Annotated in this window: 15 protein-coding genes and 1 tRNA gene; 9 read left to right on the forward strand and 7 right to left on the reverse strand. The window is 55.5% G+C overall.

Features of this window, described 5'->3' with window-relative positions; genetic code table 11:
• Window positions 1–126: 126 nt before the first annotated feature.
• Both G6R38_RS22590 and G6R38_RS22595 read right to left on the reverse strand, forming a co-directional pair.
• Window positions 127–2760 carry an amidohydrolase family protein gene (locus tag G6R38_RS22590; protein ID WP_166831029.1) on the reverse strand — a complete coding sequence of 878 codons (2634 nt, stop codon included), beginning with the start codon at window positions 2758–2760 and terminating at the stop codon, window positions 127–129.
• Between the two features lie 141 nt (window positions 2761–2901).
• A tRNA-Leu gene (locus G6R38_RS22595) sits at window positions 2902–2983 on the reverse strand.
• Window positions 2984–3202: 219 nt separating this feature from the next.
• Between G6R38_RS22595 and G6R38_RS22600 the strand changes: the two genes are divergently transcribed.
• The 6 genes from G6R38_RS22600 to xerC all read left to right on the forward strand — a co-directional run bounded on the left by G6R38_RS22600 (window position 3203) and on the right by xerC (window position 8583).
• On the forward strand, window positions 3203–4783 hold the full coding sequence (locus G6R38_RS22600; RefSeq protein ID WP_166831030.1) for an aspartate:alanine exchanger family transporter: 1581 nt from the start codon (window positions 3203–3205) through the stop codon (window positions 4781–4783).
• A 156-nt stretch (window positions 4784–4939) separates the two neighbouring features.
• Window positions 4940–5872: a class I SAM-dependent methyltransferase gene (locus G6R38_RS22605; RefSeq protein ID WP_166831031.1), complete on the forward strand. Its 933-nt coding sequence runs from the start codon at window positions 4940–4942 to the stop codon at window positions 5870–5872.
• A 27-nt stretch (window positions 5873–5899) separates the two neighbouring features.
• Complete coding sequence (locus G6R38_RS22610) at window positions 5900–6151, forward strand: hypothetical protein (RefSeq protein WP_166831032.1); 252 nt, start codon at window positions 5900–5902, stop codon at window positions 6149–6151.
• A 108-nt stretch (window positions 6152–6259) separates the two neighbouring features.
• Entirely contained in the window at window positions 6260–7165 is a 906-nt protein-coding gene (locus G6R38_RS22615; RefSeq protein ID WP_166831033.1) for a hypothetical protein, read from the forward strand.
• Between the two features lie 167 nt (window positions 7166–7332).
• A complete protein-coding gene (locus tag G6R38_RS22620) occupies window positions 7333–7557 on the forward strand; it encodes a hypothetical protein (RefSeq protein WP_240928335.1) in 225 nt (74 codons plus the stop codon).
• A 105-nt stretch (window positions 7558–7662) separates the two neighbouring features.
• A complete protein-coding gene (gene xerC / locus G6R38_RS22625) occupies window positions 7663–8583 on the forward strand; it encodes a tyrosine recombinase XerC (RefSeq protein WP_166831089.1) in 921 nt (306 codons plus the stop codon).
• A 43-nt stretch (window positions 8584–8626) separates the two neighbouring features.
• On the opposite strand, the gene G6R38_RS22630 is transcribed toward xerC, so the two are convergent.
• The gene (locus G6R38_RS22630; protein WP_166831034.1) at window positions 8627–9562 is read right to left on the reverse strand and encodes a UDP-glucuronic acid decarboxylase family protein; all 936 of its coding nucleotides are present in this window, start codon (window positions 9560–9562) and stop codon (window positions 8627–8629) included.
• Window positions 9563–9750: 188 nt separating this feature from the next.
• On the opposite strand from G6R38_RS22630, the gene G6R38_RS22635 reads away from it, so the two are divergent.
• Together G6R38_RS22635 and G6R38_RS22640 are read left to right on the forward strand one after the other, a co-directional pair.
• On the forward strand, window positions 9751–11175 hold the full coding sequence (locus G6R38_RS22635; protein WP_166831035.1) for a sialate O-acetylesterase: 1425 nt from the start codon (window positions 9751–9753) through the stop codon (window positions 11173–11175).
• A 226-nt stretch (window positions 11176–11401) separates the two neighbouring features.
• A complete protein-coding gene (locus G6R38_RS22640; protein WP_166831036.1) occupies window positions 11402–11779 on the forward strand; it encodes a hypothetical protein in 378 nt (125 codons plus the stop codon).
• Between the two features lie 182 nt (window positions 11780–11961).
• Here G6R38_RS22640 and G6R38_RS22645 read toward each other — a convergent pair whose 3' ends face one another.
• Entirely contained in the window at window positions 11962–13311 is a 1350-nt protein-coding gene (locus tag G6R38_RS22645) for an MFS transporter (protein ID WP_166831037.1), read from the reverse strand.
• A 334-nt stretch (window positions 13312–13645) separates the two neighbouring features.
• Between G6R38_RS22645 and uvrA the strand changes: the two genes are divergently transcribed.
• Window positions 13646–20575, forward strand: coding sequence for an excinuclease ABC subunit UvrA (gene uvrA, locus G6R38_RS22650; RefSeq protein ID WP_166831038.1), 6930 nt, complete (start codon window positions 13646–13648; stop codon window positions 20573–20575).
• A 5-nt stretch (window positions 20576–20580) separates the two neighbouring features.
• Here uvrA and G6R38_RS22655 read toward each other — a convergent pair whose 3' ends face one another.
• From G6R38_RS22655 to G6R38_RS22665, 3 genes are read right to left on the reverse strand one after another with little or no spacing between them, the layout of a single operon-like run.
• On the reverse strand, window positions 20581–21069 hold the full coding sequence (locus tag G6R38_RS22655) for a hypothetical protein (protein ID WP_166831039.1): 489 nt from the start codon (window positions 21067–21069) through the stop codon (window positions 20581–20583).
• Window positions 21066–21746: a deoxyribose-phosphate aldolase gene (gene deoC, locus G6R38_RS22660; RefSeq protein ID WP_166831040.1), complete on the reverse strand. Its 681-nt coding sequence runs from the start codon at window positions 21744–21746 to the stop codon at window positions 21066–21068. The genes G6R38_RS22655 and deoC overlap by 4 nt, the downstream gene beginning before the upstream one ends.
• Window positions 21747–21799: 53 nt before the next feature.
• Window positions 21800–23893 (reverse strand): M3 family metallopeptidase, encoded by a 2094-nt coding sequence (locus tag G6R38_RS22665; protein ID WP_166831041.1) that lies wholly within the window; start codon window positions 23891–23893, stop codon window positions 21800–21802.
• Between the last annotated feature and the right edge of the window lie 150 nt (window positions 23894–24043).

The raw sequence follows: 24043 nt of genomic DNA on the forward strand, positions 1-24043 counted from the left end.
CACATACGGTCAACTCGCTTTAGATCACAACAAGAACTCACGCGACTCATGTTCGCGCAAGATCGGTACGTTGTCTAGCCATCGGTAGAACTTGATGGTTTGAAGCGAGTCATCCTGTTGGGACGCTCACCAATTGCAGCACGGCACGGCTGGTGCGGAAATCTGCCAACGATGTGCGAACGGGATCGGTTGACGAGCTGTCCGGTCGTAGACGGTTTGGCCATCGACGACCACACGGGTGACGTGGGTAGCGTGTTCGAAGGGATCGCCATCGTACAGCACGATGTCGGCGACTTTACCGGCTTCCAAGCTGCCGTAGTCTTTGTCGATGCCCAGCAACTTGGCGGCGTCGAGTGTGACCGCTCGCAACGCCCGATCCACGCCAAGTCCGTAAACGGCAGCCATCGCGGCTTCGTAACGCACGACACGCGTTTTCGGAACGTAGTATTCAATGCCACTCGTGAGTGCGAGCGGAATCTCTTTCTCCGCCAGGAACAGTGGATTGCTCATGTGAGAGTTAATCGTCTCCAAACCGCCGACCCGCTGCATCACGGGATGCACAAACACCGGCACGTTCGCTTGTTTGATCTCGTCGGCCACCAAATACGCTTCGGTGGCTTGAGACAATTCGCCGTCCAATTGGAATTCTTTGATCAATCGCAACGCGGTCAGCAAGTCGTCGGCTCGGTCCGCTGCGAACAGAGCTTTGGTTTTACCGGACACCACATCGGCCAATGCTTCGAGTTTCAAATTCCGATCGGGCTTCTTCGAGGAATCCTTGTCGGCTAACTTCAATTTGCGTTGATAGTTGACCGCTTCATTGAGGGCTTGTCGCAACAACGCCGCGGTACCCATGCGGGTCTGCGGTTTCTTGCCGTCGTAAGCTTGTTTCGGAGCATCGCCGAGATTGAACAGCATGGAATACGGGAACTTGAGCGTCATCGATTCGACCTGCGTTCCATGCGTGCGGAACACACCGGTCGCTCCCGCGATGACATTTGCATCCCCCGGACACGCATGCACAACGGTCACGCCCTGCTCCAAAAGATACCGCAACAACGGTTCGCCGGGATTGAACGCATCGAGCGCCCGCACATCGGCCTGGTTCGGATCGCTCTTTTCGTTGGCCTCCTGATCGGCGGGGATGTTGTACTCACCGTTCAACGGGACCACGCTGAACGCATCAATCAGCCCCGGCGTCACCGTAGCCGCCGTTAACACAGGTGCATTTTTCGCTCCGTCCGGAAGATCACCCTGCGGACCCGCGAATACGATCTTCCCATCTTTCACGTAGACCGCACCATTTGTGATCGGTCCCGAGGCCACCGAGTACAGCCGGCCTGCAAGCACGACGAATTCGGTATCCGAGTCTTTCGGCTGTGCAACTCGCGGCGGAGCGGCCGGTTCAATGGGTTGCTTAACGGTCGGCAACGGTTTAGGAAGCGATGGAATTTGCGACGAATCTTGCAGATGGAATCCACCGACTTGATACCGTTGTTGCGTTTCATCGTTCCAATCGAAGACCGATTCGCCATCAATGAACGTTTGCAAAACCCGCGTGTAAACACTGAACGGTGGACCGCTGAGGATCACGAAATCGGCGTCTTTCCCAGCGGCGAGCGACCCGAGTCGGTGATCCAAATGCATGGCTTCAGCAGCGTGCAGCGTGACGGATTTCAACGCCAAGTTTTCGTCGAGTCCGCCCCGCACGGCCGTTGCGACCGTTCGCAAAAGAAACCGACTCTCCGTGACGGGATCGTCGGTGTTGATCAACACTTTCACCCCGCGACTCGCCAACTCCGCCCCACATTCTTCGATCAGATCAACCACTTCCTGCTTTCCGCCAGGGCTATCGAGAACCGTCATCGAAACCGGCACCCCTGCCTCGGCGATGGCATCGAGCACCTTGAAACTTTCGGTGCCGTGCTGAATCACCAGTTCGAACCCGAATTCCTTTTTCAACCGCAGCGTGGTGAGAATGTCGTCTGCCCGGTGCGTGTGGAAGTGGACCGTGCGGCGTTTTTCTAAGACTTCGACAAGCGGTTCCAACCCCAGATCGACTTCCGGCGGAGTGGCGTCGACATCGGTCGCGGCCTTAGCCCGGTACGCATCCCACTTCCGTTTGTAGTCCTGGGCTTTCAGGAACTCCGCTCGTTGCATCGCCGCCAGTTTCATTCGCGTGCCCGGGGCTTGCCCTTTGCGACCGTAAGACCGCTTCGGGTTCTCGCCGTTGGCCATCTTAAGTCCGCCAAGAACCGTTTCCGGCTCGACCAACATTTGCTCCGGCGTGTAACCCCGCAGCTTGACGTAAATCGTTTGCCCACCGATGACGTTTCCACTGCCCGGCATCACGTTCGCCGTCGTCACACCGCCTGCATTGGCCATGCGGATACCAGGATCGTACGGGTTCAGTGAATCGAGTGCCCGCACCATCGACTGCACCGGCCCGGTCATTTCGTTGCCATCGCTGTTGCTCCGCACACTCGGTCGGGAATACACGCCCAAGTGAGAATGCGTATCGACCAACCCCGGAATGATGACCTTTCCACCAACGTCGCGTGTCTCGGCATTCTCGGGAATTTCGACGTCCGATTCAGTGCCGACAGCCACGATTTTGCCATCCGCAACCACCAGCACACCATTTTCGATCGGCGCGTCTTCAGCGGTATGGATTGTGGCTCCCCGAAAGACGGTCGGCGAATCATCCGCGTTGACTCTGAGCGAAAGAGACAACAGCAACAGAAAAATCAATCGCGACATCACAAGACTTTCCAAGACATGCCCGAGGTTGAAAACTCAAGAAACATCTGAGGCAAACGCCCCACCGATTGCAAGCCAACGCCCCGCGCAAACAAAAAAGACCCACGACGAACCGCCGTAAGTCTTTTCAAGTAACGAGATTGCGAGAGACAGGACTTGAACCTGCACGTCCGAAGACACTAGATCCTAAATCTAGCGCGTCTGCCAATTCCGCCACTCTCGCGTGGGAATCAATTATTTCGGTTTCGTGTCTCGAATGCAATAGATTACGCTGCTTCGGATTTTGTTCTTGCCGGGAATTGTTTCTGTGGGGTCTGCGGGATCGGTTTGTTGACCTCATGGAAATTTCGCAAGAAGTGGCAAAGGACTTGCACACCGAAAGTCGACTCCACCCGATAGGAACTCACCGGCTGATTTGGAACTGGGTGCCCGAAAGGCTTGTATGACAACGACGGACGAATTGCTCACTCTGTTCTTGATCACGTTTTCCGGGATTGCGTTGGGGCGAATCTCGTGGCGAGGCTTCTCCCTGGGGACATCCGGCGTGATTTTCACCGGGCTGATCGCGGGACATCTGGGTGGGCACGTTCCGGCAGCTGTGGGACCGCTGGGATTAGTGGTCTTCGTTTATTGCCTGGGGATCGATGCCGGGCCGCGGTTCTTCCGCGTCTTCTTCCAACAGGGCAAACAGTTGGCGTTTGTTGGAGCCGTCATGATTGTCGCGGCGATGTTGGCGGCTTGGGGATTCGCTCGCGTCGCTGGTTTGCCGGCAGATTTGGCAGCGGGCATTTTGGCCGGCGCGTTGACCAGCACGCCCGCTCTCGGAGCCGCCAGCGAAGTGTTGCCGGCCAATTCGGATTTGGCGGTGGGGTTCGGCATCGCCTATCCGTTAGGCACGCTTGCCGTGATTTTGTTTATCAATATTGCTCCCAAAATCTTCAACGAAAATGAACGTCCGGCGGACCCCGCCGATTCAGCGGAACATTCGGGCATTCTCCGTCGACTCGTTCATGTCATGAATCCGGCTTTGAGCGGAAAACGCCTCAATGAAATTACTCTCTTGGAACGGAGTCAGTGTCAGATTACGCGTCATTTGGCCGATGGTCTGCTGGAACCAATCCACGGCGAATTTCTGTTGGCCACCGGGCAACATTTGCTCCTCGTGGGACGCGAAGCCGATGTGAATCTTCTGACCGACTACTTGGGCGATGTCAGTCCGCACCAAGGACACTCGCTCGAAACCGAAGAACATCGTCGGAGAATCGTCGCGACCTCGAAAAATGTGGTTGGCAAATCTCTTCGCGAGCTTCATCTGCGTTCGAAATACGGGATCACAATTTCGCGTGTCTATCGTCACGATGTGGAATTCGTGCCGGATGCGGACGAGGTCATCCATTTCGGGGACGCTTTGAGTGCCATCGGCGAGCCAGAGCAGTTGGAACAATTTGTCACGTTCGCTGGCCACCGGGAACGCTCGTTTGACGAAACGGATCTCATCTCACTCGCATTCGGTTTGATGATCGGAACGCTGTTGGGCCAAGTCCGGTTTGAATTAGCGGGGGAAACCATTTCGCTGGGGCTCGCGGGGGGACCGTTGTTCGCGGGCTTGGTGATGGGGCATTTCGGCCGCATTGGTCCGTTCGTCGGGCACTTTCCTCGTGCGGCTCGTTTGTTGCTGACCGAAACCGGATTGGCGTTGTTCTTGGCACAAGCGGGTGTCGAAGCCGGTAGCCAATTCGCCACGGTATTCAAACAACACGGGGTGATTCTCTGCCTGGGAGCAATTTCGGTCGCGTCCGCCCCGTTGATTGTGGGGATGCTCATGACACGCTTCATCGTCCCGCTGAGTGGTCTCCAAACCTTGGGTGCCATTTGTGGTGCGATGACATCCACACCTGGATTGGGTGCGTTGACCTCTAAGATCGATTCCAAAATCCCGGCCACGAGCTACGCCACCGTGTACCCGTTGGCCCTGATTCTGATGAGCCTTCTCGCTCCTGCGTTGATCTCGCTGATGTCCTGATCGGCCGCAAGGAAGCATCGTTCTTGGTCGTCACCCCGGGTCTGTTTGTACTCTTGATCGAAAATCGGGGTTTACACGTTTTTTCTTTTTCATTACAGGTTCGCTATCGTACGGACATCTTGAATTTTTGGCCACATGGATGGTGGGGCTGGTGGTATGAAGAGTTTGCTTCGTCGCTTTGGAAAAAGCTCGGATTCAGGGTTAGCGACCGCAGTCGAGGAGAAGTTGGACAAATCCGCTCAGGATTTGGCGACGGCATTGGCTGCGGAAACACCAGCCGAGACCAAGCCGGAACCCGAACCGGAACCAGTCGAAGAAGAATTTCAGTTCGACGGCCATGAAGAAGGACGCGTGGCGATTCATCAAGTCGACCCGCTCTCCGATGACGAACTTCAACGCCTCAACAAGTTGTTGCCTTGGAGTGCCTGGACAGTCGACTCGCACGGGCGACGGTTCGGCAATCGGCACAATAAAAAGAAACGCATCATTCCGGCGGAAATGCCGGATCATCGTATCGTCAGTCTGGCGGAACGCGTTGATCTCACCGACTCAACCGTTGTTGAAGTCGGTTGTTTCGAAGGTCTGCACACCGTTGCTCTTTGTGAGCGAGCCAAGCACGTCGTGGCTGTCGATTCGCGAATCGAACACTGCGTGAAAACAATGGTCCGCTGCTGGGCGTTCAACCAAAAGAACGTTCAAGTCGAACTCCACGACTTGGAAGAGGGTTTGCCGACGCGGTTCTCTGCCGAATGCGATGTGCTGCATCATGTCGGTGTGCTCTATCACTTGAGTGATCCGGTCGGGCACTTGCGGGAGTATCTCTCGCAGACCAAGAAGATGGTCATGCTCGATACCCACGTCGCCCCGGAAGACAAAGAACTCGACGAATACGAAGGCTATCGCTACTTCCGTTACCGCGAACACGGCCGCGATGCCCCGTTCGCCGGTATGCTCGATCACGCCAAGTGGTTGCACCTGGAAGATTTACAGCGATTGCTCAAAGAGTGTGGCTTCACGAATGTTGATGTCGCCGAACACCGCGACGAACGCAACGGCCCCCGCGTCTTGATCTATGCGGGACGCCCGTAAGCTGCGTGAATGGGGGAATGGCTGTCGATGCAACAATTGGCAAAAGCACTGGTTGAAGTGGCAGCCTTTCTCGATTTGTCGAGTGATGACGTTGTCGATCCTGATTCTGCGGTCGGTGTTCTTGAACAAATCGCCGCGGAACTCGCACGGGCAACACCATTGGAACTCAACGCTCTCCGAGAAGTCATTGACGAGAAGCTGCAAGCATCTCAGGACGAAGACGAACGAGAATTCTACGAGAGCTTTTTCGAGTCTTTTGGCTTAGATGACAAAAGGTGAGACGGAAATTACGATCGCAGACGTCACCGCTCCACGGTTCTGACTACAGAACTCCGACCGATTATGCCGATTCTTCTGATACGGAGAATTGGCTCATCGGGGGGTGCTGTGATTCGGTCCGCTTGTTGCATGATCTTGGCGTTCGCGTTCGTCGGTTGCTCGACGGTCGAAGTCGGTGTATCGAACCCGATTCCCGGTTTATCACGGGTCGCGGTTGTTCCGTTCTTCAATCTCAGCATGGAACCGGCGGCGGACGGGCATCGCTTTGCCGAAGCGTATTTCACGGAACTTCAACGTACACCGGGTTTTGAGGTTGTACCGGTCGGGGTTGCCGATGCGGCGATGCAAGATCACGGTCTGAATCTGAATAATCCCGGCGATGCCTTGAAGCTGGCGAAAATTCTGGACGTGGATGCCATCGTTGTCGGTGCGATCACCGCATACGATCCGTATTATCCCCCACGTGTCGGTTTGCGGGTGGCATGGTATTCGCCGTACGAGTGGAACTTCTCGCCGGGCTTGCCGACCGATCCGCGTGCCCGTGCTCCCATTTTTCCACCGACGATCGTTCTGCCCGCGTTGCCAGACGGTTCCTGCGACGGTCCTAAGAAACCGGGACGACGGTTTGGGCGGCATCGGGATCTCTGCGAAGGACCACAAAGTCCCGACACACCGCAGTCTCCGGTGGAATCCTGCACCGAGGATGTGATCCGTGGGCAATCGCCGGACGAAATTGTTGTTTGGGACGAAACACCAGTGACGCCGGTTGACCCGACGCGTCCGTTGATGTCCTATTCGCGGATTTTCGACGGAGCCGACTCCGCTCTGACGGCGGCGTTGCGAGATTATGTCGAACTCAATGGCGATTTACGCAGCGGCGGTTGGGAAGCGTATTTGCACCGCAGCGACGACTTTCTGCAATTCACCGCTCGATTGATGATCGACGAAATGCTGATGCTCCACGGCGGTGAAACCCGTCGACGCGTCGTATTTGCCCATCGAAAGCAACGGTGATCTTGAAATTCTGATCGGAACGATTGCACGGATCGCACCACTCGCGACGGCAACTCGGTTCCGTCTGTTCGTTCCGGCAGAAATTCGGCAACGGTTCGTGGCAAACTTGGTCGATAACCCCAGTGAACCATTACATCAGCGGTTGTCGCCCAGGAAGGCCGAAGACAATGCAGCAAGGTATGAACGTATTGGCGCTCGTGAAGGAATCGGAACGCTATGTGTTTCTCTACGACGATGAGAGCCATTCCACGGTGCTGCAACAACTTGGCAAATGCGCCGCGGATCACGAACTGAGCTTCACCTGGTACGACGCCGCCATCCTCAGCCAAAAAGTGCGACGGCTCCGGCAGGAACGCGAAGCGGAAGCCAACGCCGGCCCATATGCCGAGTGATTCCTGAAGTGAGGCGTCTGGAATCGGGCGTTGAATGCCTTGTGTCTCCACGTGATTCCATTTCGAATCGTCTCACTCTCCACGCCTTACCCCTCCATCTGCACTATGGATGAAGCGATCGACCTGTTCGCGCGGTACTTGCGAATCGAGCGGAATTCCTCCGCGTTGACGGTCAAATCGTACACGGATGACCTGCGGAGCCTGTGCGAGTTCTTCGAGGAATACCAAGGCCAACTCTATCCCCCAGCGGAAGTCACGACGCAATTGCTGCGGACCTACGTGACGTTTCTGCACGAGTGTCAATATGCACGGAGCACGGTGGCTCGACGATTGGCATGTCTGCGGAGTTTCTTTGCGTTCTGCGTCCGTGAAGGGCTGTGCGATACAAACCCCGCCAAAGCGTTGCGAACGCCGCGAGCCGGTCGGAAACTGCCTCACTTTCTGACGACCGAACAAGTCGGGCAGCTGTTAGATGCCCCATCGGCCAACACGCCCGATGGTCTTCGCGACCGGGCGATTCTGGAAACGACCTATTCCGCCGGTTTGCGTGTGAGCGAGTTGGTCTCGCTCAATGTTTCCAACTGGGACCGCGATGCCGACGTGCTGCGAGTCCTCGGGAAAGGTCGCAAAGAGCGTGTTGCACCGATCGGAAGTTACGCGGCTCGGGCGTTGGATCGGTATTTGGAAGTCCGCGAACCGGCAGCGAGTTTGCCGCCGGCGGAGCAAGATGCGTTGTTCCTCAACCGCTTCGGCAAACGACTCTCCGACCGAAGCGTGCGACGCATGCTCGACAAGTATCTGCTGCAAACCGGTCTGAACCAACTGACCTCGCCGCACACGCTGCGTCACAGTTTTGCCACGCACTTGCTCGATGGCGGAGCGGACTTACGCAGCGTTCAAGAACTTCTCGGGCACAAAAGCCTGACAACCACGCAAATTTACACCCACGTCAGCACGCGACGTCTGCGGGAAACCTACGAACTCGCCCACCCACATGCGGCGGGGAATCGACGCGCTGCGTCTTGACGGATGTGCGGCGCGTGGCGTTGTATTTTTCTCGCCTCACACCTCACACGCCGAGCTGTTCCCGATAGTATGCAACCGTGCTCTTCAGTCCCGTTTCGAGCGGAACTTTTGGTTCCCATCCCAAGAGCGTGCGGGCTTTTTCGATATTCGGACAGCGTTGTTTCGGGTCGTCGGCGGGGAGTTCGAGATTCTTCAGCTCGCTCTTCGACTGTGTTTCCGCCAACACTTTCTCGGCGAGTTCCAACATCGAATTCTCGACTGGGTTGCCGATGTTAAATGGCCCGGTGTGTTCGTCGTTGTCCATCAGCTTCATCATGCCCGCGATGAGATCATCCACGTAACAGAACGATCGCGTTTGGCTGCCGTCACCGTAAATCGTGAGCGGTTCGCCCCGCAGGGCTTGCGTGATGAAATTGGAAATCACACGGCCGTCGTTCGGGTCCATCCGCGGACCGTAGGTGTTGAAGATACGAATGAGGCGAACTTCCAGGTCGTGCGCGAGATGGTAGTTCATGCACAAACTCTCGGCGACACGCTTGCCCTCGTCGTAACAACTTCGCGGCCCCAGCGGATTGACGTGGCCCCAATAATCTTCGGTTTGCGGATGAACTTCCGGGTCGCCGTAAACTTCACTGGTGGAGGCGTGCAAGATTCGCGCTCGACACCGTTTCGCCAAACCTAAGACGTTCACCATGCCGACGGTGCTGGTTTTGATCGTCTTGATCGCATTGTACTGATACGCCACCGGCGACGCGGGACACGCCAGGTTGTAAATCTGATCGCATTCCAAATACAGCGGGTGCACAATGTCGTGCCGAACCAGCTCGAATTGCGGATGACCGATCAGGTGTTGGATGTTTTGTTTGCGTCCCGTGAAGAAGTTATCGACGCAGATCACGTCGTCGCCGCGTTCGATCAGCCGATCGCAAAGATGACTTCCCAAAAAACCGGCACCACCGGTGACGAGAATCGCACTCATTCGTAGTTCCTTCTTGGTCGCAACATTCGATCAGTCCGCCGCGACATGGTATCGGCTCCCCCGCCTGCGTCAATGCCGCTGTCGGTCATCAATTAGCCTTCGTTGATGCTTGTTCGCCCGAGGAGTATGCTGATTGGCCAGTTACCCGAGTCAGTACAGTTTCACAATTTTTGGAATGAGGAGAAACCATGCAGCGTGTGAATGGGCACCTTCGAACGGTGCTAGCGGGTTTGGCGTTGGTGAGTGCGGTGAGCGTTTCGGCTCAAGCGGAAGTGCGATTGCCGAAGATTTTCAGCAGTCACATGGTGTTGCAACGCGATGTGAAATTGCCGGTGTGGGGTTGGGCCGATCCGGGTGAGAAGGTTCAAGTGTCACTCGGCGACCAAACCGCCGAAGCGACCGCGGACGATGATGGCAAGTGGAAAGTCTCGCTGCCCGCGCAAAAAGCCGGTGGTCCCCATGAAATTACGGTGAAGGGTTCCAAGTCGGAACCGATCGGCTTGACCGATATTCTCGTCGGCGAAGTTTGGTTGTGCTCGGGACAGTCCAACATGGCATGGTCCGTTTCGCGATCGAACAATCCGAAGGAGGAAATCGCAGCGGCGAACTACCCGAAGATTCGGCTTTTCAACGTGCCCCGACGACCGTCCGCCACTCCGATCGACGATATCGAAGCCAAATGGGAAGTCTGCTCGCCGAAAACCATTCCAAATTTCACGGCGGTCGGCTACTTCTTCGGTCGTCACTTGCACAAAGAACTCGATGTACCAATCGGCTTGATTTCGTCGTCATGGGGTGGAACGCGGATCGAACCGTGGACGCCGGTCGTCGGTTTTGAAGCCGTCGAGAAAACCCAACCAATCGCCAAGAAGGTCCAAGACCGCGATCCCAAAGGCAAATACAGTCATCAAGACCCAACGATGCTGTATAACGGTATGATCAAAGGGTTCGTGCCGTTCGCTCTCCAAGGAGCAATTTGGTACCAAGGCGAATCGAATCACCGTGAAGGTGCTCTTTACCGGGACAAGATGGAAGCCCTCATCAAGGGTTGGCGGGAAGTCTTCCACAATTCCGAAATGCCATTCCTCTTCGTGCAGTTGGCCCCTTACCAATACGGCACCGAAGACCCCACCATTCTTGCGAAAGCCTGGGAAGCTCAGACGGAATCGCTCAAAATTCCGCACACGGGTATGGCCGTCACCACGGACATCGCCAACCTGAAAGACATTCACCCCAAAAACAAACAAGATGTCGGCAAACGCCTCGCGTTGTGGGCTCTCGCCACAACTTACGGCCAAGATGATCTGGTTTACTCCGGTCCGCTCTACAAATCCTCGAAGGTGGAAGACGGCAAAATCCGCGTGATGTTCGATCATGTCGGCAGCGGCTTGGCCAGTCGAGACGGCGAAGAACTCACCTGGTTCCAAATCGCCGGTGAAGATGGCGGATTCGTCGACGCACAGGCAAAAATCGACGGCGACACGGTCGTCGTTTGGAGTGATGAAGTCAAAGCGCCGAAATCGGTCCGCTTTGGTTTCCACAAGCTCGCCGAACCGAACCTGATGAACAAAGACGGTCTGCCGGCATCGCCATTCCGTACCGATTCCGACTAACCGATCGCTCGGCAAATGTCGGCTGGGATCAATCCCGCATTTGAACACGAACGAAAAATCAAAGCCATCGGGTGAATGCCCGGTGGCTTTTTTTGTTGATGGGCCGCGAAAAAAATACTTCGCTGTCTGTCGGATGGCGCGCGAAGTTGACCATTCCTAGGGTGTCAGGTTGCGAACAACGCAGCCAGATCGATGACCCAGAAAACCCCCTCTTAAGGATTGATCAATGAAACATTTCATCGCCATGGCTGTTGTCGGACTCGGAACCGCTGGCCTCGCAACCGACGCCGCTCAAGCCGATCACAAACACGGAGCCGACCACAGACGCGAAGTGAAGACGAGTTTCTTCAACACCGGATACACGAACACGGGCTACTCGGCGTACAACTCGTATTACACTCCCCAAGTCAACTACGGCGGTTGTTACACCAACCCCTATCCACAGCCCTACAACTCACGGTACCCCGCCCATTACGGCAACTCGGGTTATCAGAACAACAATTACTACGGTGGTTACAACTACCAGAGCAACTATGGTGGCTACCAACAGCCGTACCCACATTCCGGGAGTCAATATTACTCCGGCTACGGTTGGTATCGATAGACCGAATCAGAGCCCGTGGTGAATGCCAAAAGGCTTTGCTTTCCGGCCGTCACGGAACAGTTGCCGCGATGAAACTCTGAGAACGGCTCTGAACCAAGAATTCACCTGAAACCCGCCGACGGATCCCCGGTCGCATGTGGCAACGGTTGTCACTCGATCGGGGATCTTTTATTGATTCGGCGTCAATCGTCATGGTGAGCAGAACACAAGGCGGGCACGGGTTCGGGTCGCGGGGCCGGATGCGGTGCTGTTTCCACTCGGGGCAAGCCCCGTGGATGAACCTGTTCTTCGGTTTCCCCCACGGCATCGACATCGGGATGACGCCCCGCCGTCAGGGTATAGAACGTGGCCACAATTAACATCATCCCCATCGCCGTGTAGAACATCGGCGTGAAACCGACTCCATCGAATTGATCGATCACCCGCCCCAAAAACGGAGCCGACAACGCCATTCCCAGGTCGAAAAAGCCCAGTGTGATTGTCGTTCCTGTTCCACGATACTGCTTCGGAAACGCCCCTGCTCCGAGCGAAACCACCGCCGGAAACAGCAACGCATGACCAAACCCACACGATGTCGCCGGGATCAGGAACATCCAATCCCGAGTCATGTAGGGCAAAATCGCAAAGCCAAGCGCGTGACCGCATAAGCCGAACAAAATCATGCGGTGCCGACCGATAGAACGACTCCACTTCGACGCCAAAAGCCGAAACGAAAAGGCAGAGATGGCATAACCCGTGAAGAATGCTCCGAAGCCATGCGACAATCCCAAGTGATTGACGTACCGCGTTAGGAACACCGTGGTCACGGTGAGAGCGGTTCCCATCATCATCGCCACAAGCACAACCGGCCCTGGCCAATATCGCAGCAGTAAAGAGTGAGCCGCCGGCGTTTCGTGAGGTCGATCGTGAACATCACGTCGCGTGATCGTAATGACCAAACCGAGATAAACGGTCGAGAGCAACACCGTCGTTCCGAATAGCACGACGTACTGCATCCGTCCTGATTCCACCAACGCCAAAATTAAATCGCCCAACTGGGCACCGCAAATCATTCCCACAAACCCGCTGCTGCCGAGATTGCCGATGACCTCCGTCCGCCGTGCTGCCGGAACGCGATTCTGCGCATGCACCATCGAGCACGTGAACATCATGGAGATTCCGACCGCGTAGCCGGTGCGAGCCACGTAAATCCACGCATCGAGCCGATCGACCACAACGAACAAACTCATGCTGGCAATGAACAGGACACTTCCGAGACGCCAAAGAATTCGAGTTCCGTAGCGGTCGATCCCCTGTCCGAGCATCCAGCGAGCTGCCAAGGCTCCCAGCAATGCGGTACCGGCAATCGCACCCGTCGTTTCTTCGGTTCCACCGAGGAATTTAACGAAATCGGCGAATCGAAACGTCAGTGCGTTCGCAGCGACCAACGATACGTTCGCAGCGTAGGTCAACCAGAAGATCTTGTCGTAAATCGAATCCCTGGAGGAGTTTACTTGTTGTATTCTTTCGGGTGAGGCAGTTTCGGTCGTCATGACGTCTCGTGATTGGCTCATGGCCATTCGGAAGGTGTGCGAGGCACTTTTGCAGGAGGGAGAGCGTTCGCGAGACACAAGTTCGCGAAAAATTCGGGTTGAGGGTTAGGAAATCCAGAGGAACTCGGGAACCGTTCCCGACGCGCCCATAATACCGGCCAGAAGAAGTCGGAACAGGCCAGATTTCGAGATCTTTCCTTAACAGATCAGATTGAAACCATAAAACGGGCCGATCCCTCACGGGTTGCTGTTCAGTTGTCGCCCGGATGACGGGCTGCCTAAAATTGACCCGATCTGCTCGATTTGCCGTCCTTCCATGCAAGCGACTTCCTCAATGGCTCAATCCGATATCATCATCCGCGGTGCCCGTGAGCATAACCTCCGCAATATCGATCTCACGCTGCCACGCGGAAAACTGATCTGTATGACCGGTGTCAGCGGCAGCGGCAAAAGTTCGCTGGCGTTCGACACACTCTACGCCGAAGGTCAACGCCGATACGTGGAAAGTCTCTCGTCCTACGCGAGGCAATTTCTTGGTCAAATGCCGAAACCCGAAGTCGATACCGTCGCGGGTTTGGCTCCGTCGATCTCCATTCAACAGAAAACCTCCAGCCGAAACCCACGCAGCACCGTAGGCACGATTACCGAGATTTATGATTATCTCCGCGTTCTATTCGCCCGAGTCGGACAAGGTCACTGCCCCAATTGTGGCCAGCTGATCACCGCGCAAACCGGTGAAGCCATCCTCGAAAACATCCTCCGATTGCCGAACGGAACTAAGTATCAGGTTCTCGCGCCCATCGTTCGCCAACAGAAAGGGGAATTCAAAGACCTTTTTGAAGACCTGCTCAAACAAGGTTTTCTGCGTGCCCGCGTCGATGGGGAGATCGTACAACTCACGCAGGATCTCGGCTTGGATCGGCAAATGCGGCACTCGATCGAAGTCGTGATCGACCGTCTCACGGCAGGAAAAAGCAGCCGCGCCCGCGTTGCGGAAGCGATCGAGAACGCCCTCAAACTCTCCGGCGGTACCCTGCTCGTCAGCACGGCCGATGACACCAAACGCCCGGCTCCGGATGAAACAGACTTGCCCGAAGATGCGATGCCGCTGCGTGGGTCCATCAGCGACACCGAACGACTCTACAGCATTGACTATAGTTGTGCCGGTTGTGGCACGAGTTACGAACTCCCCAGCCCGCAACTTTTTAGTTTCAACAGTCCGCTCGGAATGTGCCTCGACTGTAACGGTCTCGGCATGCGACACGACTTTGTTCCCGAATTGCTAGTTCCCGACGATAATCTCTCCATCCAAAAAGGCGCGTTTACGTTACTCGGAAAACTCTCCGAGGTTGGCCGTTGGCGGAAACACATTATCAAAGGTGTGGCGACTGCGATTGAAACGGACCTCGATCTCAAGAGTGGTTCATTTCTCAAAACCAAATGGTCGGAACTCCCGCAAGAAGCCCAAGAGATGTTCCTCAACGGCATGCCCGGCCGTAACATCACATTCAGTTGGCGACATCGTGGCGGCATCTGGAAACATGGTGGCGTCTGGGAGGGTTATATTTCCGAATTGCTAGACGCCTATCGCAAGGCTCGCAATCCGATGCGTCGCAAGCAACTCGAAAAGTATATGGACTTTTCGGCATGCACAACTTGCCACGGTGCGAGACTGAATGCTCAAGCAAGACACGTCCTAATCACGACTTCGAATCCTGAGTTTACTCAACTCGCACAAGAGTCCAACTCGAACATTCAACCATCTCTGTCCTTGCCTGATGTTTGTCGGTTAAGCATCGCAAACGCAGCCGCATTTTTTGAAGGTCTAGAACTCGATCCCGTCGCGGCTTCAATCGCCGAGGAAGCGATCAAAGAAATCCGAGGCCGACTCGGGTTCCTTTTGCGATGTGGTCTCGACTACCTCGCACTTGACCGCACCGCCCCCACCCTTTCTGGTGGTGAAACACAACGCATTCGACTAGCCGGACAGATCGGATGTGGACTTGTGGGTGTGGTTTATATTCTCGATGAACCCTCAATCGGCCTGCATCCTCGTGACAATGTGATGTTACTAGAAAGCCTGCAAGACTTGCGTGATCAAGGCAACACGGTGATTGTTGTCGAACACGATGAAGACACCATGCGGGCGGCGGACCATATCATCGATTTTGGCCCAGGGCCGGGAATTCGTGGCGGAAACGTAGTTGCGGAAGGCTCGCTTACGAAAGTCAAGAAGTCCCGCAAAAGCGTTACCGGGCAGTTCCTCTCCGGTAAACGACAGATCGAAATTCCTAACGAACGCCGTCAGCCGACAGATCAATGGCTAACAATTCAAGGAGCCGCTCACAACAACCTCAAGGAAGTCGATGTTCGCTTTCCACTAGGAACTTTTATTTGTGTCACCGGTGTGAGTGGTAGCGGAAAAAGCTCACTAACAAACGACATTCTCTGGCAAGTTCTTAACCGTGATCTCAACAAAGGCAACGGCGCACCTGGTAAATACACGAGTGTCGATGGCTTGAAACATCTGGATAAAGCCATTGATATCGATCAATCACCAATTGGTCGCACACCGCGTTCGAATCCCGCCACGTATGTCAAATTGCTAGACGAGATTCGTAGTCTTTATACACAGCTCCCCGAATCCCGAATTCGAGGCTATAAGCCAGGCCGATTTAGCTTCAACACCCCGAGTGGCCGATGTGAAGCTTGTGAAGGTTACGGTTCCCGCAAACTTGAAATGGACTTCTTGGCTGATGTTTGGGTGACGTGCGAAGTTTGCAATGGACGACGATTCAACAAAGAGACCCTTGAGGTTCGTTACAAGGGTTTGAGTATCTCGGATGTTCTTGATCTTGATATTCAGGCAGCTCTATCGCACTTTGAGAATCACCCGAAGATTGCACGGCTTCTACAGACGTTGCACGATGTCGGGCTCGACTATCTTAAGCTCGGGCAACCGTCACCGACTCTGTCGGGCGGAGAGGCTCAACGGATCAAGCTAGCACGTGAGCTTGGGAAGCGATCGACTGGGCAGACGTTATATCTACTTGATGAGCCGACAACCGGACTACACTTTGCAGACATCGAGATGCTGCTCAAAGTGCTCCACGACTTCGCCGATGCCGGGAACACGGTGCTCGTGGTCGAACACAATCTCGATGTGGTCAAGACGGCCGATTGGGTCATCGACTTAGGTCCCGAAGGCGGCGAAGGCGGAGGACGAATTGTTGCCGAAGGACCGCCCGAAGTAATCGCCGAATGTGAGGACTCGTTCACCGGCCAAGCACTTCGTCCGTTCCTGGGATTGAAGGAGTTGCCTCGATCCAATGGTAACACCTCCCGTTGGCAATCCACTGCGCGAAGCAACGGATCGACGGATGGACGATCGTCGCGGGAAATTGTGGTCCGTGGTGCTGCCCAACACAACTTGCAAGATATCGACCTCACGATTCCGCGGGACAAAATGAGCGTCTTCTGCGGACCAAGTGGTAGCGGCAAAAGTTCGCTCGCGATGGACACACTTTATGCGGAAGGACAACGACGGTATGTCGAAAGCCTTTCGGCTTATGCTCGGCAGTTTCTCGGTCAAATGCCGAAGCCACGGGTTGAACACATTCACGGGCTGTCACCGGCGATCGCAATCGAACAAAAAACCACCGGGCACACGCCGCGATCGACCGTGGGAACGGTCACAGAAATTTATGACTATCTCCGCATTCTCTATGCCCGATTGGGAATCCCGTACTGTCCGGCTTGTCAAATTCCCATCGAAACACAGACGACCGATCAAGTCATCGACAAATTGATGCAGGCACCGGCGGGGACGAAGATGCTGATTCTGGCTCCGCAGGAAGTTCGCGTGGGGCAGAAGTACGAGGCATTATGGGAACGATTGCAGGCCCAAGGTCTGCGGCGGGTTCGCATCAACGGCGAGACGTATCAACTCGACGACGTTCCCGCGATGGATCGCCGACGCAAGCACGAAGTTGATGTGGTCATGGACCGCGTCACGATTGATTCCAAGAAACGCGGCCGAGTGGCGGACAGCGTGGAATCGGCATTCGAGATGGGGCTCGGAACGATCCGCGTGGCGACGATCGACGCAGACCGTCCGGAGCCGGAGTGGACTGTCGAGCGGTTTAGTCTGCAGTATGCATGCGGTGCGTGTGGACGAAGTTTCGAGGAACTCACCCCGCATGATTTCAGTTTCAATAGTTATCTTGGTTGGTGTCCGACTTGTGAGGGGTTGGGCACGCAACAGGGGACGAACTTGGCGGCGTTGATTTCTGATCCGCATGCGACCCTCCAAGAAGCCGCCATCGCGGCTTGGCCCGACCCGGCTACGAGTGAACTGTTCGCCGCCATGTTGGAAGGAATGGCCGGTGAACTTGGGATTCCGCTGGATGTCGCGTTCAATCAGCTTGATCCGTCGCATCAACGGGTTGTGTTGCACGGCAGCGGTGACCGTTGGTTCTCTTTCAAGGACTCGAAAACCGTCGGCCCTGCATTCCGCTTTCAGTACAAAGGGCTGTACCCGGCGATCGAAGAAGCATCGCGGGTTTCGTACGTCTACCGGGCCATGTTGCACGACATGACCGGCGAAGTTCCCTGCATGGCGTGTGACGGTAGCCGACTCCGCGATGATGCCGCCGCCGTGCGGTTGAATGGCAAGACGCTGCAACAACTCTGCGATTTACCATTGGACGAGGCATTGCACTTCTTGGAGTCGTTAAAGTTCTCCAAGTCCGAAAAGAAGATCGCGGGAGACTTGATGGCGGAAGCGACCAGTCGGTTGTCGTTCCTGGTCGAAGTCGGTTTGGATTACCTCACGCTTTCCCGACCGCTGCCTACACTTTCGGGTGGGGAGGCCCAACGGATTCGGTTGGCCGGTCAAATTGGTCGCGCACTCACGGGGGTGCTGTATGTGCTAGATGAACCAACGATTGGACTGCACCCGCGAGACAATGGACGTTTGCTCGGAGCCCTCCAGAAGTTGCGTGATCTGGGGAATACGTTGGTGCTGGTCGAACATGATCGTGAAGTTCTCGACGCTGCGGATCGGCTTTACGATTTCGGCCCCGGTGCCGGTCGATACGGTGGAAGCGTGACTGGCGAGGGCACGCCGAAACAGATCGCGAAACGCAAAACGTTGACCGGAGAATACCTTTCGGACAAAAAAGTCATTCCGATTCCCAGCACCCGACGCATGACGACGGACACCGAGGAAACGCCGGGCGGCGGGTGGTTGGAGGTCCTCGGAGCGCGGCATCACAATTTGCGAAACGTCGATCTGCGGATTCCCTTGGGCACGTTCACCTGCGTGACTGGGGTGTCCGGTTCCGGCAAAAGTACGTTGATCGAGGATACGCTTGCCAAGGCACTTTCCCGGTTGCTGCATCGGTCCAACTCGCAACCCGCTCCATTCAACGAGCTTCGCGGCGTGGAGGCGGTCAACAAGATCATCACAGTCGATCAGCAACCGCTCGGGAACACACCGGCATCGAACCCAGCAACTTACACCGGCGTTTTCGAACCGATTCGGAATTTGTTCGCTCAACTTCCCGAGGCGAAGGTCCGTGGATATCGGCCGGCCCGGTTTAGTTTCAATCGCAAAGGCGGACGCTGCGAGGACTGCGAAGGCAACGGGCAAAAGTGCATCGAAATGCATTTCCTTCCCGATGTGTGGGTCGAATGCGAAACTTGCCGAGGCAAACGCTACAACCAGGAAACGCTGGCGGTCACGTATCGGGGCCACACAATTGCCGACGTGCTGGAAATGCCGATCAGCAAGGCTCGGGATGTGTTCGAGAACATCCCCAAGATTCGCGGTTTTCTGGAAACGTTGTGTGCGATCGGATTGGATTATCTGACGTTGGGTCAACCCGCTCCGACGCTTTCCGGCGGGGAAGCTCAGCGGGTGAAGTTGGCCTCCGAGTTGGCTCGCCCGAACACGGGTCGCACGCTGTATGTGCTCGATGAACCAACGACCGGCTTGCACTTCGATGACATCGCGAAGCTGCTGAAGGTATTGAACAGCCTTGTGGAACTCGGCAATACGGTGGTGGTGATCGAGCATAATTTGGATGTGATCAAAACGGCGGATTGGATTGTCGATCTTGGACCGGAAGCTGGGCGTGGCGGCGGGTTTATCGTCGCTCAAGGCACGCCGGAAGATATCGCGGATTATGCGGAACGCGTCAGTGCATCGAAGGGCAATTCGATGCATCCCTCACACACAGGGACCGTATTGCAATCGATCCTGGCCACCGGGAAACGAGCCGACCGCGAAGTGTTCAACGCCAAGAAAGCCCGCAAGAAACGCGATGGCGATTTGGATATCAAAGCCGTCGGCCAATCCACGAAGATGCCCTGGGAAACCAACGGGCGGCAATGGCATACGCAAGACCGAATCGGTCACAATGGCACGCCGTGTCGCTGGGATGGGGCAGCGTTGGCGACCGTGGCCGACATGCTGGAAGCCGATGAGCGGTTTGCACCGATCAACTGGAATCATCGCAGCATTGTTGAGGTCCAAGGCCAAGAGAAACAAGGCGGGTGGTTTCTGCATGCGTTGACGGGTGAGGAGTGGTTGGTGAAGCTGAAATTCCGTGTCAAGAAGCGACGGTTCAGCCAAGTTGAATTGCAAGAAAAGTTGCAACTCGCCCCATTGGACGACATTGAAGAACTTCCGATCTACGGTCGGGAACCACGTGTGAAGGTGAAGAATCTCAAAGGCCCTTGGCAGGAGATTCAGTTAGCGGTGCACTGGCTGAAGGAAGTCGACACGCCGGAGTTTCGCGAGTTCTTTGACGAAGCGTGCGACGCATACTTCACCGTCGCCGAGGTCGAGAAAGTCAGCCCGGACGAGATTTCCCCGTGGAAAGTGCTCGGGCGGCGATGGCATACGATGCGGAAGGGCATGCTCAAAGGCAAGGTGATGTGGAAAGCGGAAGTCGTGGAAGAACTTTTCAATGTCATCGAAAAAGTCGCTCCCGACGCCGAGCCGGATTGGTCCACCAAGATGCTCGTCAACTACCGTCGCGACGGCCAGCCGTGGGTGCGAATCCACACGAAACGTCCGAAAGCCGTCGATGTAGAAATCTATTTTCCGAGTGGCTCAGTCACACTGGGCCAAGTCGTGGAACTCGGTCACGACCGCGAAATCATCACCGGATCACGCGGGCACGACAGCGTGAAAATCTATTTTCGCACGAAAGCCCAAGTTAACGACAAAGCCTTCGCGGAGTTTCTGAAGGGGTAGCTCGATTAATGCTTGTTTGCAAGATTGAGATCAACAGGTGGTTTTGACCAAGATTCATATTGGCACTTCGAAATACCATTCCGTTCGAGAAACACTTTTACGTCACTCACTAGCACTGATTCACAACCGTAAGAAACAATAAAAAGTTCGTCATTTGTCACGGGCCGTATGTACTCGTTCATTGCATCAGTATACGCATCGTTCCATCGTTCTGATTCTGTAATCTTTCCATCCTGTGATCCATATAGGCCGGGATCGTAGTGCTCGTGTGACCCGGGAACTGCAAATTTCACAATGATGTCGTCCGCCGTAAAAACAACATACAACCAATTGTTTATATTCGCAGGCGAAGGAATGATGTAGCGAACTTCGAAAATAGAATCTTCGCTTGGATCGACTGGTTCACCGTTTGGGCTCAGATCTTCGCGAAGATCTGACCAGTGAGGGAAATCATGCAACCAACGAGTGTGGGCATACTCTTGGAAGGGTGTCATGATCCAAACCGTTGGCGGCATTCGTCTAGAATGGCTTTCGTGCCACTCGCTCCACAACGGGTGACGCCGAGTTCGCGGAAGGTGAGGACGGTTTCGAGATCGCGAATCCCGCCGGAAGCTTTGACTTGCACGTGATCGGCGGCGTGTTGACGCATGAGTTTCAAGTCGTCCGCCGTCGCCCCGCCACTGCCAAAGCCGGTCGAGGTCTTGACCCAATCCGCACCCGCTTCGCTGCAAATTTCGCAAAGTCGAATTTTGTCGTCGTCTTCGAGGTAACAGTTTTCGAAGATAACTTTCACTTTTTGATTGGCGGCGTGAGTGAGATCGACGATGGTTTGAATTTCGGTTTGGACGTCATCCCAGCGTCCACTGAGGACTTGTGAGATGTTGACGACCATGTCCAACTCTTCGCAACCATCGTTGATCGCTCGTTCCGCTTCGGCCACCTTCACCGATGTCGTGTGACCACCAAGCGGGAAACCGATGACGGTCGATGCCTTCACCGTGCTCCCCGCCAACCGCTCGGCACACCGTTTCAGATAGTACGGCAGAATGCAGACGCTGGCGACATCGTATTTCAACGCCAAATCGATCCCCGCTTCCATCTCGTCTGCCGTCAATGACGGCTTGAGTAGAGCGTGGTCGATCATCTTGGCAATGTCGGTGTATGTCGTCATCTCAACGAGCCCTATTGAATTCGACTCGGGTGCCACGGCTATGATTCGATCTGCTAAACCAAGCCGTTGTGACGCAGCAGCGGTTCGGGGCTGGGTTCGCGGCCGCGGAATTCTTTGAAGATGTCCATCGGATGCTGTCCGCCGCCTTTGGAAAGGACGGTGTCTCGGAAGCGACGACCGGTTTCACGAATGGCGGCGTCGTTATCCAGACCGGCTTCCTCGAAGGCACTGAAGGCATCGGCACTGAGGACTTCCGCCCATTTGTAGCTGTAATAACCGGCTGCGTATCCACCGGCGAAAATGTGCTGGAAGGCACACAAGAACCGATCTTCCGGCAGTGGTGGAATGAGCGAAGTTTTTTCGGCGACGCGGTGTTGCACATCGAACACAGTTTCGTCGCTGTTCGGGTCGTACTGGTGATGCAACTGCATGTCGGTCATGCCGAGATTGAGTTGCCGCAGCATGAACAAACCGGCTTGGAACGTGCGGGCTTGGCAAATCTTCTCGAACAATTCCTCCGGCAACGGTTCACCGGTTTGCCAGTGCTTCGTCATGCCGAGGAGTGTCGGTTTGTGATAACACCAGTTTTCCATGAACTGGCTCGGCAATTCGACCGCGTCCCACTCGACCCCATTGATGCCGGCAGCGTCGCTGTAATCGACGGTGGTCATCATGTGCTGCAAACCGTGACCGAACTCGTGGAACAGCGTTTCCACTTCCCGGAAAGTCATCAAGCTCGGTTTCTCTCCGACCGGCGGCGTCGAGTTGCACACGAGATGCGCGACCGGAAGTTGCAATTCGCCAGTGACGGGATCGCGACGGCGACCAAGACACACATCCATCCACGCCCCGCCCTGCTTGTTCTCCGGGCGGGAATACGGATCGAGATAGAACGACGCAATATGTTCGCCGTCTTCGTTGTTGATGTGGAAGAACCGCACGTCGGAATGCCACACCGGCGCTTCGCCGTCAGCGGGTTTCACGGTGATGCCGAACAGGTCGTGACAGAGTTCAAACAGCCCGTCCAACACGCGTTCGAGCGAGAAGTACGGCCGGAGTTCCTCATCGGTGAATTGGAATTTTTGCTCGCGAAGCCGTTCGGACCAATACGGGATATCCCAGAGATTGAGTTCGTCTTTCACCCCGTTCTTCTTGGCGATCTCGCGAACTTCCTCAAGTTCTTTCTTGCCATGCTCGTAGGACGCGGTGCAAAGCGTTTCAAACATCTGCTCCACATCGCTGACACTGGGAGCCATCTTGCGGGACAGGCTGACTTCCGCATACGTCTTGAAACCCAGCAGTTCGGCTTGTTCGCGACGGAGTTTCAGAATTTGGTCGATCAGTGGTGTGTTGTCGGTGTCACCTTCGGAGGCTCGCGTCATGAAAGCGCGGTACATCCGCTCGCGAAGTTGGCTTTTCGGGGCATGCTTCATGAAGGGCATGTAACTGGGGATGTCCAACGTGAACCGCCATGGACCAGCTTCGGCGGTGGCCTCGGCTTGGGCGTCTTCTTTCGTCTTGTTGAACGAATCGGCGGCGGCTTCAAGAGCGCTGGCGGGCATGCCTTCCACGTCTTCGGGGTGTGTTAACACCAGCGCGAATGCTTTTGTGGAATCCAGAACATGATTGGAAAAATCTGTCGCCAACTTAGAAAGCTCATTCGCGATTTCGTTGAACCGCTCGCGTTTCGCACCGTCCAGGCCAATGCCGGAAAGTTTCATGCCCCGCAATTCACTCTCGACAATTCGTTGCTGTGGTCCGTCGAGCTGGTGCCACTCCTCGCCATCGCGGATGGCTTGCAACGCTTCGTAAACCGGTTGGCTTTGTCCGAGTCGAAGTCCGTATTCGACATACCGCGGCCGAACGGCTTCCCAGGCGTCGCGAAGTTCCGGCGAATTCTTCACACCGAGCAAATGCCCCAGCGGACTTTGGGCCCACTGAAACCGAATGCTGTTCGCATCCAGCGGTTCGATGCACCCTTCCCATGTCGGCAGAAGATTCTTTTCAATCTCACCCAACCGCGTCTCCGCTTCCGACAGGACAAGATCCGCCGCGGGAGCGATGTGCGATGGCTCAATCTGGTCATACTTCGGCAATCCGGAAGTAGCCAACAGGGGATTTTGGGCAGCTTGGGAAGTGTCGGTCATCGGTTCCATTCCTCGATGGGTCAAACGCAGAACGTGTTGTTATAGGGAAGCGACCATCAAAGTGCAAAAGAGTGGTGAGTATCCCAGGTCTAGCCTGAGTTCCGAGTTGCCGCCCGACGGTTGTTGACGCAATCGATCAACGCTATCGTC

It is taken from the genome of Thalassoroseus pseudoceratinae (genome assembly GCF_011634775.1).
GTDB lineage: Bacteria > Planctomycetota > Planctomycetia > Planctomycetales > Planctomycetaceae > Thalassoroseus > Thalassoroseus pseudoceratinae.

Bases quoted from the DNA above. Each gene is read 5' to 3' on its own strand.
- G6R38_RS22590 (WP_166831029.1), bottom strand. From the start codon at position 2,760: ATGTCGCGATTGATTTTTCTGTTGCTGTTGTCTCTTTCGCTCAGAGTC.
- G6R38_RS22600 (WP_166831030.1), top strand. From the start codon at position 3,203: ATGACAACGACGGACGAATTGCTCACTCTGTTCTTGATCACGTTTTCC.
- G6R38_RS22605 (WP_166831031.1), top strand. From the start codon at position 4,940: ATGAAGAGTTTGCTTCGTCGCTTTGGAAAAAGCTCGGATTCAGGGTTA.
- G6R38_RS22610 (WP_166831032.1), top strand. From the start codon at position 5,900: ATGCAACAATTGGCAAAAGCACTGGTTGAAGTGGCAGCCTTTCTCGAT.
- G6R38_RS22620 (WP_240928335.1), top strand. From the start codon at position 7,333: ATGCAGCAAGGTATGAACGTATTGGCGCTCGTGAAGGAATCGGAACGC.
- xerC (WP_166831089.1), top strand. From the start codon at position 7,663: ATGGATGAAGCGATCGACCTGTTCGCGCGGTACTTGCGAATCGAGCGG.
- G6R38_RS22630 (WP_166831034.1), bottom strand. From the start codon at position 9,562: ATGAGTGCGATTCTCGTCACCGGTGGTGCCGGTTTTTTGGGAAGTCAT.
- G6R38_RS22635 (WP_166831035.1), top strand. From the start codon at position 9,751: ATGCAGCGTGTGAATGGGCACCTTCGAACGGTGCTAGCGGGTTTGGCG.
- G6R38_RS22640 (WP_166831036.1), top strand. From the start codon at position 11,402: ATGAAACATTTCATCGCCATGGCTGTTGTCGGACTCGGAACCGCTGGC.
- G6R38_RS22645 (WP_166831037.1), bottom strand. From the start codon at position 13,311: ATGACGACCGAAACTGCCTCACCCGAAAGAATACAACAAGTAAACTCC.
- uvrA (WP_166831038.1), top strand. From the start codon at position 13,646: ATGGCTCAATCCGATATCATCATCCGCGGTGCCCGTGAGCATAACCTC.
- G6R38_RS22655 (WP_166831039.1), bottom strand. From the start codon at position 21,069: ATGACACCCTTCCAAGAGTATGCCCACACTCGTTGGTTGCATGATTTC.
- deoC (WP_166831040.1), bottom strand. From the start codon at position 21,746: ATGACGACATACACCGACATTGCCAAGATGATCGACCACGCTCTACTC.
- G6R38_RS22665 (WP_166831041.1), bottom strand. From the start codon at position 23,893: ATGACCGACACTTCCCAAGCTGCCCAAAATCCCCTGTTGGCTACTTCC.